Genomic DNA, 14,021 nt, shown 5'->3' with positions numbered 1-14,021 from the left:
CGTCCGCCGGGATTGAGCAGGCCACTTTGGCCCGTGGGGCGACGCTACCGGTCGCCCAGCAGTTCTTCCACGCCGTCCAGCACGCCGGCGATCACCTCGATGCGCCGGGCAGGATCGGGTGCGCGCAGCATGGCGTGACGGTCAAAGGGACCAGCCGGCACCAGCCCGGCCAGCTCGAAGGCCCAATCCGTCGGATCGGAAGCGTCGTCCGCGAGATGGGAGAGCCGGTCGTCGATGGCCGCCGATTCGGTCGCTGTGACCCCGAGCGCACCGATCTCCGAGGCCAGCGCGCGCAACCGTCGCAAGCGCGCGGCGAGCGACCGGCGCTGCGGCGCATCGATCTCTGCAGGCTCATCAGGCCAGATGGCGGTGAGGGCCTGCGGGTAGGGATCATCCGGCAGCCATTCGAGAATCCGGATCCGCTCGCCGCCCGTGGCGATCACCACCCAGCGCCCGTCGGGCAGTTCCTGATGCTGGGCGATCATGGCGAGACAGCCCACATCGGAGCGCACATCGCCCCCGCCGACTTCGCTGCCGCGCTCGATCATGACGACGCCGAATGGCTCGTCGTCCTCGGTGCAGCGCCGGGCCAGTGCCCGGTAGCGAGACTCGAAGATGTGCAGCGGCAGCACCGCCCCGGGCAGCAGCGGCGAGCCCAGCGGGAACATCGGCAGCTCGCGGCCCGCAGCCGGCTCAGCCCCCTGTGCAGCAGTGGGACGTGACTGGTCGGGATCGGCGCAGCCCTCAGGCGATTCCACGCACTAATCCTCGCAGGGCCTCGTAGTCGCCGACGGGGTAGCGCAGCATCTGACCCACCAACGACTCCTGCAGCTCGAGGCCGAGACGGGAGTCGGCCGGCACGTTGTTGAGGATCTGGGCGAAGACGACCGTCCCGCTGTCGGTCTCGATGAACCCCGCCAACGAGTTGACCCCGGTCAGCAGCCCAGTCTTGGCACGCAAACGGCCCGCCACCGGGTGCTCGCCGAAGCGGTGTGACAGCGTCCCGGTCTGCGCTGCGACCGGCAGTCCCGCCAAGACCGCAGAATCGGTTCCCAGCCGGTCGATCAGGGCGGCCAGAAAACTGCAGGTCATCAAGTTCCCCCGGTCCAGCCCTGACCCGTCCCTCACCGTGGGCAGCGACTGGTTGGGCAGCATCTCGGACACGATCCGGGCGGCCGCGCCAGCGCCCGCAGGCGTCGATCCCTCCCCCGCGCTGCGCAGACCGATCTCGCGCAGCACCAGTTCGGCGGTGGTGTTGTCGCTTTCGCGCAGCATCTGCTGGATGATCTCGATCATCGGCGGCGACGTCAGGCGCGCTATCTCGGCCATCCCGCTGGGAGCCGTCGAGGCAATCAGCTCGACATCCACCGCAACGCCCCGCACCCGCAGCAGGTCAGCCAAGGTGGCGACGAACCAGCGTGCCGGGTGATCGGCCGCCGTCAGTGCGGTGGTGAAGCCGGTGATGCCGTCGTTGAGACTGAGGGCCGACAGCGGTCCGCTGTGCAGCCGGTTGATGTACCGCTGGGGCCATGTCTCGGGAAACCGAGTGGTGGCGTAGCGCGATTCGTCGGCGATGAGCCGTCCGCGCAGCGACTCGACGCCCAGACCGACGATCTGGTCCGCAAGATCTTCCATCGGCGTGCGCAGTTGCGGCTGACGCCGGTGGGAGTCCGCGTACGACTGGGTCATGATCAGCGGGTCGCCGCCGCCGACAACCCAGACCGTGCCGTCCAGCACGCCGTCAGACACCTCGGTATCCGTCAGCACCCGTGTCACCAGCCGCTCGGCGGGGTCGACGACCGCGAGCGCGGCGGCCGCGGTGACGAGCTTCTGCACCGATGCCGGGATCACCGGCTCGGCATCGCTGGAGAACACCTCCTGGGAATCGATCCAGATCGCCAGGCAATGCGGTTGAGGCCAATCGGAGCTGAACGCCGCCATCTCCCGACCGATGATGTGCTGCTGGGCTGCTCGCCACAGCACGTCCGGCGCCCGCTCGGCGCGCAGCAGCGGCACGCCCGTCGTTGCCGGGTCATCCTCGGCAGCAAGCTCGCCGGCATCGTCGGGTGGCGCCAGCACGGGCGTGCGCAACGACAAGGCATGCGCCGCCGCTTCGTCCGCTGCGGTGTTCATCCGCACTGCCGCCACCGTGGGCAGCAGGCCGGCCGCTGCTGTCAACAGCACCAGCAGGGCTGTGCGCAGCGCTCTCACGTCATCCGAGAAGGATCGCTCAGAGCGGCGCCGTCACCCTGCGCACCGCTCAGAGCGGCACCGAGCGCCGAGGACAGTTCCCCAGCCTCGGAGGCGACAACTGCGGGCCGTGTCTCGGCCGTGCGGCCGATGAGCAGCTCGCCCAGGCGCTCGGAGACCGGCTGGGCGAGCAGGTCCCAGTCTTCGCTGATGCCCCCGCTGATCACGACCAATTCAGGGTCGGTCAGTACGCAGAGACTCGATATCCCCAGCGCCAGCCAGTGCGAGTACTCGGCCAGCACCTCATGCGCCCCAGCGTCGCCGTTGCGGGCCGCCGCAGTGACATCGGGGCCTCGCATGCCCTCACCGAGACGCTCGGCCGCCAGCCGATTCAGCGCAGAGCCCGATGCGTACATCTCCCAGCATCCCCGCCTGCCGCAAGGACAAAGTCGCCCGGACGCCTCGACGATCATGTGCCCCGGCTCGCCGGCCAACCCGTTGGCGCCGCGCAGCACCTCGCCATCGACCATGAACGCGCCGCCGATGCCGGTGCCCACCGCCACCATGACGCCGTGACGGATCCCCTGCGCGGCCCCGGATGACAGTTCCCAGCGCGCAGCACAGTTCACCTCGTTCTCGAAAGCAACCGGCATCCCCAGCACCGCGCTCAGATCCGCACCGATCGTCGCGCCGTTCACCCCGTCGAGATTCGGCGAGGTCGTCACGACGCCAGCGGTGGTGATCAGACCGGCCATGCCCACGCCGACGCTGACCGCGCCCTGGACGGGAGCCAGCTCGCGAACCAACGCCGCCAAGGTGTCGACCAAGCTGCCTGCACCGGCAGGGGTCGGTTCACGCACCGTTCGCAGCGGCGCACCACCGTCGTCGGTGGCTACGCCGAGGATCTTCGTCCCGCCGACGTCGAAGCCGAGGCGCGTGACGTCAGCAGATCGCGTGCCGCTCACCCGTGCCGCTTCGTTTCGCGCGACCCAGGTCCAAGTGCCGCGTCGCCGGCCACGGTGCGACCCAGCGGCCTACAGCTTGCCGAGAATCGAGGCGCAGCTGGAAACCTCGACGCCGCCGCCTTCCTCGACCTCAAGCTCCGTCACCGTGCCGTCTTCGATCACTGCGGCGTACCGGCGCGACCTCATGCCCAAGCCGAAGCCCGAGCCGTCCATCACGAGGCCCATGGCTTCAGCGAACTCGCCGTTGCCGTCGGCGGCCATCTCGATGCCTTCCGCGCCCTGCGCCTGCGCCCACGCACCCATCGTCCACGCGTCGTTCACCGAGACGCAGACGACCTTGTCGACGCCCTTGCCCGCAAGGTCCGCAGCGCCTTCGACGTACCCGGGGAGATGGACATTGCTGCAGCCTGGGGTGAAGGCACCCGGCACTGCGAACAGCACCACCTTGCCGCTGCCCAGCATCTCGCTGGACTGCACCGGCGACGGCATGCCGCCGTCGTCCAGCACTCGCAGTGTCACATCCGGAATCTGGTCGCCGACCTGTACCGCCATCTCACTTCTCCGTTCATGTCCGTCGTTCAGCCGAAGTGTGGCTCGAAGCGTACCGGCACCGACGCTGCGGGCTCCGGGTGCGGCCAACAGCACCTCAGCTGTGCAGGCTCGTCTCGGGAACCGGCGGCCCGACGCTGCAGATCCACTCCAGCAGCTCGCCGTAGTCGTCGGTGCTTTCAAGGTCAGGGTTCGCCTCGGCGACAGCGGCAGGGCACCGGAACAGGCTCGCCACGTCTGCCGCGCGCAGCATCGTGAGGTCGTTGTAGGAGTCCCCAACCGCGGTCACGTGGTAGTTCAGCCCGCGATAGGCCTCCACAGCGCGTCGCTTGGCGTCGTCGACCCGGCGGCGCCATCCCGCAAGATGGCCGTCGACGACGTCGAGCCGGTGGCACAGCAGGTGCGGGTAGCCCATCAGCTCCAAGAAGTGATCGTCGAACTGCTCGAAGGTGTCCGACAGCAGCACCACCACCCAACGGTGGCGCAACTCATCGAGAAAGTCCCGAGCGCCGTCCAGCAGCGGCAGCTCAGCGATCGTGGCCCGGATCTCGTCGAGCGACACGTCGTGCGCGTTGAGCACGTCGATCCGATACTGCATCAACGCGTCGTAGTCCGGCTCGTCCCGGGTCGTCCGCCTCAGCTCGTCGATGCCCGTGCGCTCGGCCACCGCAATCCAGATCTCGGGCGTCAGCACACCCTCCATGTCCAACGCGATAACCCTCTGCACGAGCGCCGATTCTCGCACGCAACCGACGAACGCCCACGCACCGCCCGCCGGGGTTCCGAGCGCCGTCGTGCCGACATCGTTGACTAGTACAAGGTTGCAATCAGGAAAGCCAAGGTCCGAAAGCCACCACAGCCTGGATCAACGGAGTCTGGAATGATCGCAGGCCTCCAAAGCTCGCATCTATTCCTGATCATGCAATCCAACTTCGGCGCAATCAATGCTGGAGTCGTCAATCGCCTTGGTTCCGAGACTGTTCATTGCCTGTGCACCGCCATCGGCAATCGTGACGGTTGCGCTGTAGCCGCGAGCTGTGTCGCATGCGTCGGTAGCGGTGCAACCCCACAGAAGAGACGCCGAGGCCAGCACGAGCGCCGCTGCACGTCCGCCGCCAAGGGCATTACTCACTTGCACCCAACTTCTTGCTGTGTTACAAACTCGGTCAGTCATCCACAGTAGCGGCCCGCTCCGGGCTGCGCCAGCCGCATCGACGGGGGCCGATTCATGGTTCCTTCCCTTCGGCTGGCGCTGCTGTGGATGACTACGCAACTCGTCTCCCGCGGGGAAGGAACCACCATGCCCGATCAACGAGAAGTTCTGGATCCAGATGCTTGGCGTCGCGACACCAGATCGCTTGGCCGCATCGGGCGCAAGCTCTAGATGGCCGCCGCCGCTGCCTTGCTTGCGCTGGGATCTGTCGCTGTCTCTGTCTCACTCAGCAACGACGATGCAGGTGCACACCCCGGCTATTTCGCCAATTGCAGGGTCGTCGGACAAGAGTGGGTAGTCGTCAATGGCAGCTACCTGGACCACTGGCGAGACATTGTCGTGTGCGACTACATCCACACCCCGCATTCGTGCCCCTCTTGGTTGGCTCAGTGGGTGTGCGATCTCTGGTATGACCTCGCAGCGAGCGCTTGAAACAGATTGCCGCAATTCGCCGCATGCCCATGGGTGCCGTCGCGGCAGCACTGCTGCTGTCCGCATGCGGCCCAACAAGCGACCCGGCTTCCGAGGCATGCCATCGGGCCATCGCAGCGCAGGCAGCGGCCGAACTCCGATTCAGCGACGTCATCGATCGCCACTCAGAAGCGCATGCCACAGGCGCGGTGCATGACGACAGCGAAGTCTTGAGCGCACGGGTAGAGACAATCCTGGCCGAAGCGCGGGCGCGACATCGATGCGGTTGAATCACACGATCCCAGGTCGCCGGGAGAGGACACGATTATCGAGTCGTTCTGGCCCTCACGCAAGTCGAGCGGCCCGGTCGCAAACACTGGCGCACACGCATTTCCGGCGGCAGACTCAACGGTGAGCCCTTCCTCTAGGGTCAATGCTGATCGAACTGCGCGAGGAGGCTGTCATGGCGAAGCCCATCAAGATGGCGCACGCCGTATTCCGCACCGATGACATCAGGCGGGTTCAGGACTGGTGGTGCACCGTCCTCGAAGCCAAGGTGGTGCACGACGGCGGCTTCATCTCGTTCATCTCGTTCGACGACGAGCACCACCGGCTCGCGTTCGTACAGCGTCCCAATCCCGGCGACTTCGACGCCCGCAAGGGAAACCTCGACCACATCGCCTACTCCATGGACAGCTTCGGCGATCTCATGGACCTGTACGAGCGGCTCAAGGACGAAGACATCCTGCCGGTGCGCAGCATCAATCACGGACCGACGACATCGCTGTACTACGCCGGTCCCGACGGCAATGGTGTGGAGTTCCAGATCGAGAACTACGCCACGATGCAAGAGTGCGTCGAGTTCATCCAGGGCCCGACGTTCGCGGAGAACCCGATCGGCGTCCTGTTCGACCCCGACCGGCTGCTCCAGCGATTCCGCCGCGGCGACCCCCTCGCTGAGCTGATGAAGCAGGGTTCAGCCCCGGTTTCCTGACCCCCGATTCTCGACCCCCCGGAGGCAAACGGTGACCACGACGGTCCATCGCAGCGTGTACATGACCGACGAGCTGCAGGCGATCTATGACCAGACGGTCACCTTTGTCGCCAATGAAGTCACCCCGGCAGGCGATGCCTGGGAAGAGGTCGGCCAAGTGCCGCGCGAGATCTACAAGCGCATGGGCGAGCTCGGGATGTTCTCGTTGCGAGTGCCCGAACGGTGGGGCGGGCTGGGCCTCGGACCGCTTGCCTCGGCGACCTTCGCAGAAGCGCTCGGCACCTCCACGTATGCCGGATTCGAGGCGAACATCCTGGTCCACACCGACATGGCACTGCCGCACCTGCTCAATGCGGGTTCTGACGCGCAACTTGAACACTGGCTGCCCTCGGTCCAGTCCGGTGACACGATGATGTGCATCGGCGTGAGCGAGCCCGACGCAGGATCCGACGTGGCGGGACTGCGTACGACCGCCGTGCCCGACGGCGACGGGTGGCGTCTCAACGGCACCAAGACGTTCATCACCGGTGCCGTCTACGGCGACGTCATAGCCATGGCAGCTCGAACCGATCCCGATGACCGCTACGGGATCTCCATGTTCCTGGTGCCGACCAGCGCGGACGGGTTCGAAATCGCCAACAAGCTCGACAAGCACGGCTGGCGCTGCTCGGACACTGCCGAGCTGGTGCTGCGCGACGTGTGGCTTCCTGGCGATCACCTGCTCGGCGAGGTGCACCGTGGCTTCTACGCGGCAATGCAGAACTTCCAGAACGAGCGGATGGTCATAGTGGGCATGGGCATCGGCGCCGCGCAGGTCGCGATCGACCTCACCAACGCCTACACCCAGCAGCGCAAGGCGTTCGGCAGCACGCTGTACGAACTCGGCGCGATTCGCCAGCGCATGGCCATGAATCAGGCCAAGATCGATGCCGCGCGTACCTCCATGTACCACGCTGCCTGGCTGGCCGAGCAGGGCATCGACGCCACGAAAGAGATGTCGGGCGTCAAGGCCTTCGGCGCCGAGGTCGTCAACCAGGTCATGTACGACTGCATGCAGTTCCACGGCGGCCTCGGCTACATGCGCGAATCGACGATCGAGCGGATGTACCGCGACGCGCGCATCCTGCCGATCGGCGGCGGCGCCACCGAGGTGATGCTCGAAGAGGTCGCCAAGCGCAGCTACGTCGATCTCTAGCGGGACTCGAGCCAGTCCCGTACTGCCCCGGTGAACCGAGCGGCCGGGGCGCCGTCGAAGGCCCGGTGGTCCCAAGTCAGCGAGAGCGTCAGCGTGGGACGAGGTTCCGGTGCGCCCTCGTTCCATACGGTCTCGTTGCGGATTCGCCCGACGCCCAGGATGGCGGTGTTGGGCGCATTGATGATCGGCGTGAACGCATCCACCCCGAAGGGGCCGAGCGCCGTGACGGTGAAGGTGGCGCCCTGATAGTCGTCGTAGCCGAGCGAGCCGTTGCGTGCGCCCTCGGCGAGGCGCGTGGTCTCCGCGGCGATCTCGCCGAGGCTGAGGCGGTCGGCGTGACGGATGACGGGCACCAGCAAGCCGTCGTCGAGCGCCACGGCCAAGCCGACGTGAATGGCACCAAGCAGCGCAACCGCGTCAGCGGTCACCTGTGAGTTCACCCGCGGGTGCTCCCCGAGCGCCGCCGCTGCGGCTGCGACGACGTAGTCGGTGTATCCGGGTACGGGCTCATCGGAGCTGTCCCCTGGTCCTTCGGCACGGGCACCTGCTGCCAGCGCAGTCCGCTCACCCACGACGGCGCTCATGTCGACATCCATCGTGAGCGTCAGCTGAGCCATCGACGCCAGCGATGCGCTCATGCGCTCGGCGATGACGCCGCGCATGCCCCGCAGCGGGATCAGCTCGGTGGGCTCTTGGGCGAGCGGTGCCGCCTCGTCAGCCTGCGCAGATGCCGCCGCCTCTGCGCCGCTCGACGTCGCCGGCCGCTCGGGCTCGGCATGCGGACGCTGGCGGGCCAGCATCTCGCGCACCGCAACGGCCACATCCGCGCGTGAGATCCGTCCATCGGGGGCGCTGGCACGAACAGCCCGCAGATCGACGCCGAGCAAGTCAGCGAGCTGCCGCGCTGCAAGGGTCGCCGGCGGCGACGGCCCCGTCGCCGGAGCCGCGTCGGACGCGGCCACCGGCTCGCCCACGGCGGGCGCTTCCGTCGCTGCGCGCACATCCCGCTCGGTGATGCGCCCCCCCGGACCGCTGCCGGCCACCGCGGCGAGCTCGACGCCGAGTTCGCGCGCCAATCTCTTCGCGGCCGGCGAGGCCAGGATTCGCTCACCAGGTGCCCGCACGACGGGCGCGACCCCAGCAGTGGCGGCTGCGGCAGGTCGACCTGCCGGGCTCGAGGCCGCCGGACTCGGCTGCGCTGCGCTCGGAGCCGCCGCAGTCGCCGGCGGGTCCTCGCCCGGTTCGCAGAACCAACCGATGCGCACCCCGCAGAGGTATTCCTCGCCGACCTCGCCGGTCTGGTGCAGCACGCCGCTGCCGGACGCCTCGATCTCGGTCTCCACCTTGTCGGTCTCGACCAGCAGCACGGCGTCGCCCGCGCTGACCTCGGTCGCATCGGGCACCAGCCAGCGCAGGATCGTGCCCGATTCCATCGTGAGACCAAGCTTGGGCATCGCAAACTCAACAGCCATCAGCGCTCCCCCGTCCGACGTTCGGTTCGTGCAGGCCCGAAGGCGTAGCGCCGGCGCTGCGCCAGCGCAACTGCTGCGCCCACGTCGATGACCCGCGGCCCGTCTGGCCGCACTGCTGCTTCTGCGGTCTCGCCAGAGTGCAGCACGATCTCCCGCTCACCGTCGAGCGTCAGCACACCGGGTCCCGCGAGCGTCACCGGCGCGTCGAAGCCCAGGCGCTGGGCGTGGCTGATGGCGATGTCGGCGTAGCTGCCGGGCTGGACCGCCGGGCGCACGCTGCACTGGGTGGCCTGGGACCCGTCGCGCGAGCCGAGGCGGACATGGACACCGCCGGGCTCGTCACGCTCGACGGGGCACACCGCAGCCGCAATCGCTGACAGTCCCACCGAAGCCGGCTCCGCGATCGCCACCACCATCTCGTGGACCCCCGAGGGATCCCACACCGCGCGAGCGCCGACGAACGCGCCACCGACCAGGCACACGTCGACCAAGGCAGCGTCGCTGCCGGCTGCAGTCGTCACGTCGATGATCTTCGCCTGGGACGTCACGACCTCAGGCCCGGCCGCTCCGCTCGCCACCGCGCCCGCAGCGAAACCGGCGACAGTGGCCTCGAGCGGGAAGGGAAACACGTTGTTGGTGCCGATCGCCAGCGGCACCAGCGGCACGTCGCGCCAGCCCTTGGCCGTATCGCGTTGAGTGCCGTCGCCCCCCAGCGAGATCACAGCCCCGACGCCCCAAGCACAGAATTGCGCAGCCACGAGCTGGGTGTCCCGGCCCGTGTGCCTGCCGTGGGGTTCCAACACGTCCACGGCGTGCCCGCTGTCGAGGCCTGCCAGCGCCCGCTCCCCCAAGCGCGCCCGGTCGCCGCTGATCAGCACCCGTGAGGCGCCTCCTTCGAGCGCGCCCACCACAGCACGGCGGATCGCTCCGATCTTGACGCCGTCAGAAACCGGAGAGGCGCCCGAGGTGAGCCGCCGGACGTCCTTGCCGGCCAGCGGGTTGGCGATGATCCCGACGGTGGGGCCGGCGGCCGGCTGGCTCACGCCGCCGCGAGTGAGCGGACGCGCTCGCCGATCAGCGCTGCGTTGGGCACCCATTCCTTTTCGAGTGCCGGGCTGAATGGAACAGGGCTGAACGGGGCGCCGATGCGCTCGATGGGAGCATCGAGGTAGTCGAAGGCCTCCTCGGCGATCTGGGAGGCGATCTCGGCGCCGAGGCCGCCGAAGCGCACCGCCTCATGGAGCACCATGATGCGGTTCGTCCGCTGGGCCGATTCGATGACGGTGCCGATGTCGAGCGGCTGCAGCGTGCGCAGGTCGATCACCTCGCATTCGATGCCATCAGAGGCGAGAGCATCGGCCGCGGTGGTGGCCTCGTGCACCATCCGACCGTAGGTCACGATGGTCACGTCGTCGCCGGGCCGCACCACCGCCGCAGAACCGATCGGCACTTCGTAGAGGTCTTCGGGCACCCCGCCCCGCAGGCCGAGCAGGCGCTTGTGCTTCACGAACACCGTCGGATTGTCGTCACGGATGCACGACACCAGCAAGCCCTTGGCGTCGTATGCGCCCGACGGCATGACCACCTTCAGGCCCGGGATATGGCACAGCATCGCCTCGAGGCTCTGGCTGTGCTGGGCCGCGGCAGACAGACCCGCACCGGCACTGGTGGTGATGGTCATCGGCAGCGTGGCCTTGCCGCCGAACATGTACTTCAGCTTGGCCGCCTGGTTCACGATCTGGTCCATGGCCACCAGGATGAAGTCCATGAACATGAGGTCGACCACGGGCCGGAGCCCGCTCACGGCTGCGCCGGTGCCGAGGCCGACGATGGCCTGCTCGCTGATCGGCGTGTCGACCACCCGCATGTCGCCGAAGCGGTCGTTCAGCCCGCGGAACGAGCCGAAGACGCCGCCCGCGCGGCCGACATCCTCGCCGGCCACGAACACGTCCGGGTCGGCTTCCATCATCTGGGCGAGCCCCTCGGTGAAGGCGGCGCCGTAGGCGATGTTGCGCTCTGAGGTGTCAGCGGTGACGGTCATGCCGATGCTCCTGAATAGACGTCGACGAGCAGATTGCTGGGATCGGGCAGCGGACTCTCCTCGGCGAAAGCGATGGCAGCCTCGATGTCGGCTTCGGCAGCGTCGTGAACCGCCTGCGCGCCTGCCGCGTCCAGCACCCCGGCCGCAGCCAGCCGTTCCTCGAAGAGATCGATGGGGTCTCGCTGCTTCCAGCGCTCCAGCTCGTCGTCGGTGCGGTACCTCATGCCGAGGGTCTGCACGCCGTGGTGGTTGTAGAACCGGTAGGTCTTGGCTTCGATGAACGACGGGCCCTCGCCGCGCCTGGCCCTGCTGACGGCCTCGTGCGCCGCCTCCCACACAGCCACCACGTCCATGCCGTCGACGATGGCCCCAGGCATCCCGTAGCCGGCTGCACGATCCACCACGTCGGTGATGGCCATGGTGCGCTCGCGTGGGGTGAACTCGCCGTACTCGTTGTTCTCGCACACGAACAGCACCGGAAGCTGCAGCGCCGCCGCCATGTTGGCGGCCTCGTGGAAGGCGCCGATGTTGGATGCCCCGTCGCCGAAGAACACCGCCGAGACCCGGTCGCCGCCGCGGTACTTGTTGGCGAACCCGGCGCCTACCGCGATCGGGACGCCGCCGCCCACGATGCCGTTGGCGCCCAGCATCCCCAGGTCGAGGTCGCAGATGTGCATCGAGCCGCCCTTGCCGCCGCAGTAGCCGGTGGCCTTGCCCATCAGCTCGGCCATCATCCCGCTGTAGTCGCCGCCCTTGGCCACCAGGTGGCCGTGGCCGCGGTGGGTGGAGCTGATCTGGTCGTCGTCGTCCAGGTTGGCGCACACCCCCGCAGCGACCGCTTCCTCGCCCACGTACAGGTGCAGGAATCCGGGCAGCCGGTTCTGCTCGGCAAGCCGCCCGGCGGCCTCTTCGAAATGACGGATGCGCACCATGCGGCGGTGCAGGTCCAGAAGTACTTCCGGGCTCGGAACCATGCTTTCCCCCTCGGTGGAGTCTTGGCCCGGCTCACACTAGTTGTGGGCGGTCGCGCAGGCCGCGGCCGAGCCGGCCCACCGGCATGGCCGGCGCCCACCCACGCCCGCGTAGGGTGTCCCGGTGGCTCCCGAACCAGAATCCCAGGCATCCGTCGAGGTCCGATCAGTCCATCCGAGCGACGGTCCGGACCCCGGCATCGGGCGTGGCGGGCTGCGCTCGGCCGCCTGGTTCGACATCGAGGGCGACCCGCTCATGTCGGCGCTGTACCTCGAGCGCTACGCCAACTTCGGGCTGACACGCGAAGAGCTCCAGTCGGGCAAGCCGATCATCGGCATCGCCCAGACCGGCTCGGATCTCTCGCCGTGCAACCGACACCATCTGGAGCTGGCCAAGCGAGTGCGCGAGGGCATACGCGAAGCGGGCGGCATCGCGTTCGAGTTCGGGGTGCATCCCATCCAGGAGACCGGCAAACGGCCCACCGCGTCGTTGGACCGCAATCTGGCCTACCTCGGCCTCGTCGAGGTGCTGCAGGGGTACCCCCTCGACGGCGTGGTGCTCACGATCGGATGCGACAAGACCACCCCCGCCTGCCTGATGGCGGCCGCCACGGTGAACCTGCCGGCCATCGCGCTGTCGGTCGGGCCGATGCTGAACGGCTGGCACGAGGGGCGTCGCACCGGCTCGGGCACCGTCGTGTGGAAGGCCCGCGAGCTGTACGCCGCCGGCGAGATCGACGATGCGGGCTTCATCGACCTGGTTGCCTCGTCGGCCCCGTCAGTGGGCTACTGCTCCACGATGGGCACCGCGACGACGATGAACTCGCTGGCCGAGACGCTGGGCATGCAGCTTCCCGGCTCTGCGGCGATCCCGGCCCCGTACCGCGAGCGGGCCCAGATGGCCTACCGCACCGGGCTGCGCATCGTCGAGATGGTGCACGAGGACCTGCGCCCGACCGACATCATGACCCGCGAAGCGTTCGAGAACGCCATCGTCGTGAATTCGGCGATCGGCGGGTCGACCAATGCGCCGATCCATCTCAACGCGATCGCTGCCCACCTCGGCGTGCCGCTCGACAACGACGACTGGCAGAAGCACGGTTACGCGGTGCCGCTGCTGGTGAACCTGATGCCCGCCGGGGACTATCTCGGCGAGGACTACCACCACGCCGGCGGCGTGCCCGCGGTGATCGGCGAGCTGATGCGCGCCGGGCTGCTCCCGCACCCCGATGCGCTGACCGCCAACGGCCGCAGCATCGGCGACAACTGCGCCGGCGCCCGGATCAAGGACGCTGAGGTGATCCGCAGCGTCGACGACCCGCTGCTGGCGGACGCGGGGTTCATTCACCTGTCGGGCAACCTGTTCGACAGCGCCGTCATGAAGACGAGCGTCATCTCCGACGAGTTCCGCCAGCGCTACCTGTCCAATCCCGACGATCCCGACGCCTTCGAGGGCCGCGCCGTCGTCTTCGACGGGCCAGAGGACTACCGGGCTCGCATCGACGATCCCGATCTCGACATCGACGAGCACTGCATGCTGTTCGTGCGCGGCACCGGGCCCGTGGGCTACCCCGGCGGCGCCGAGGTGGTCAACATGCAGCCGCCGGCAGCGCTGCTGGTACGCGGCGTCCACTCGCTCCCCTGCATCGGCGACGGTCGCCAATCGGGCACGTCGGGCTCTCCCTCGATCCTCAACGCGGCCCCCGAGGCAGCGGTGGGCGGCGGCTTGGCCCTGTTGCGCACCGGCGACCGGGTGCGCATCGACCTGCGCCGAGGCAGTGCTGACATGCTGATCGACGACGACGAGATGGCTCGGCGGCGCGCCGAGTTGGACGCCGGCGGCGGCTACCCGATCCCGCCGTCGCACACGCCCTGGCAGGAGATCCAGCGGTCGATCGTCACCCAGTTCGACGAAGGCATGGTGCTGCGGCCTGCGCTGCGGTACCGCGACACGTCCCGCACTCACGGGACACCGCGCCACAACCACTAGGCACCTGCACCGGACGGCCCCCCGACATGG

Annotated in this window: 13 protein-coding genes; 4 read left to right on the top strand and 9 right to left on the bottom strand. The window is 68.3% G+C overall.

From position 1 onward, the window contains the following. Window positions 1-44: 44 nt before the first annotated feature. From ACOGXQ_RS18920 to thrH, 5 genes are all read right to left on the bottom strand, one after another. A complete protein-coding gene (locus ACOGXQ_RS18920; protein ID WP_419945154.1) occupies window positions 45-758 on the bottom strand; it encodes an LON peptidase substrate-binding domain-containing protein in 714 nt (237 codons plus the stop codon). Beyond that, window positions 745-2,211, bottom strand: a complete 1,467-nt coding sequence (gene dacB / locus ACOGXQ_RS18915; RefSeq protein ID WP_419945153.1) for a D-alanyl-D-alanine carboxypeptidase/D-alanyl-D-alanine-endopeptidase — start codon at window positions 2,209-2,211, stop codon at window positions 745-747. The genes ACOGXQ_RS18920 and dacB overlap by 14 nt, the downstream gene beginning before the upstream one ends. Next, entirely contained in the window at window positions 2,208-3,155 is a 948-nt protein-coding gene (locus ACOGXQ_RS18910) for an ROK family protein (RefSeq protein ID WP_419945152.1), read from the bottom strand. The genes dacB and ACOGXQ_RS18910 overlap by 4 nt, the downstream gene beginning before the upstream one ends. A gap of 69 nt (window positions 3,156-3,224) precedes the next feature. Beyond that, window positions 3,225-3,707 (bottom strand): peroxiredoxin, encoded by a 483-nt coding sequence (locus ACOGXQ_RS18905; protein WP_419945151.1) that lies wholly within the window; start codon window positions 3,705-3,707, stop codon window positions 3,225-3,227. A 94-nt stretch (window positions 3,708-3,801) separates the two neighbouring features. Beyond that, complete coding sequence (gene thrH, locus ACOGXQ_RS18900) at window positions 3,802-4,431, bottom strand: bifunctional phosphoserine phosphatase/homoserine phosphotransferase ThrH (protein WP_419945150.1); 630 nt, start codon at window positions 4,429-4,431, stop codon at window positions 3,802-3,804. Between the two features lie 657 nt (window positions 4,432-5,088). Between thrH and ACOGXQ_RS18895 the strand changes: the two genes are divergently transcribed. From ACOGXQ_RS18895 to ACOGXQ_RS18885, 3 genes are all read left to right on the top strand, one after another. Further along, window positions 5,089-5,349: a hypothetical protein gene (locus ACOGXQ_RS18895; RefSeq protein ID WP_419945149.1), complete on the top strand. Its 261-nt coding sequence runs from the start codon at window positions 5,089-5,091 to the stop codon at window positions 5,347-5,349. A gap of 442 nt (window positions 5,350-5,791) precedes the next feature. Further along, window positions 5,792-6,322: a VOC family protein gene (locus ACOGXQ_RS18890; protein ID WP_419945148.1), complete on the top strand. Its 531-nt coding sequence runs from the start codon at window positions 5,792-5,794 to the stop codon at window positions 6,320-6,322. 31 nt (window positions 6,323-6,353) lie between these two features. Continuing rightward, window positions 6,354-7,517 (top strand): acyl-CoA dehydrogenase family protein, encoded by a 1,164-nt coding sequence (locus tag ACOGXQ_RS18885; protein WP_419945147.1) that lies wholly within the window; start codon window positions 6,354-6,356, stop codon window positions 7,515-7,517. Here ACOGXQ_RS18885 and ACOGXQ_RS18880 read toward each other — a convergent pair. The 4 genes from ACOGXQ_RS18880 to ACOGXQ_RS18865 are packed head-to-tail and all read right to left on the bottom strand — an operon-like array spanning window position 7,514 to window position 12,004. After that, window positions 7,514-8,989 carry a 2-oxo acid dehydrogenase subunit E2 gene (locus tag ACOGXQ_RS18880; RefSeq protein ID WP_419945146.1) on the bottom strand — a complete coding sequence of 492 codons (1,476 nt, stop codon included), beginning with the start codon at window positions 8,987-8,989 and terminating at the stop codon, window positions 7,514-7,516. The two genes, ACOGXQ_RS18885 and ACOGXQ_RS18880, sit on opposite strands and share 4 nt — an antisense overlap. Further along, a complete protein-coding gene (locus ACOGXQ_RS18875; protein WP_419945145.1) occupies window positions 8,989-10,032 on the bottom strand; it encodes a hypothetical protein in 1,044 nt (347 codons plus the stop codon). Before ACOGXQ_RS18875 ends, ACOGXQ_RS18880 begins: the two co-directional genes overlap by 1 nt. Beyond that, window positions 10,029-11,030: an alpha-ketoacid dehydrogenase subunit beta gene (locus ACOGXQ_RS18870; protein ID WP_419945144.1), complete on the bottom strand. Its 1,002-nt coding sequence runs from the start codon at window positions 11,028-11,030 to the stop codon at window positions 10,029-10,031. The genes ACOGXQ_RS18875 and ACOGXQ_RS18870 overlap by 4 nt, the downstream gene beginning before the upstream one ends. After that, complete coding sequence (locus tag ACOGXQ_RS18865) at window positions 11,027-12,004, bottom strand: thiamine pyrophosphate-dependent dehydrogenase E1 component subunit alpha (RefSeq protein ID WP_419945143.1); 978 nt, start codon at window positions 12,002-12,004, stop codon at window positions 11,027-11,029. The genes ACOGXQ_RS18870 and ACOGXQ_RS18865 overlap by 4 nt, the downstream gene beginning before the upstream one ends. A gap of 196 nt (window positions 12,005-12,200) precedes the next feature. On the opposite strand from ACOGXQ_RS18865, the gene ACOGXQ_RS18860 reads away from it, so the two are divergent. Continuing rightward, entirely contained in the window at window positions 12,201-13,991 is a 1,791-nt protein-coding gene (locus tag ACOGXQ_RS18860) for an IlvD/Edd family dehydratase (RefSeq protein WP_419947430.1), read from the top strand. Window positions 13,992-14,021: the final 30 nt, after the last annotated feature.

It is taken from the genome of Candidatus Poriferisodalis sp., from assembly GCF_965208485.1.
Classification (GTDB): Bacteria; Actinomycetota; Acidimicrobiia; order Acidimicrobiales; family Poriferisodalaceae; genus Poriferisodalis.
The sequence above is the reverse complement of the archived record's forward strand: the minus strand, read 5'-3'. Positions and strand labels throughout refer to the sequence as shown.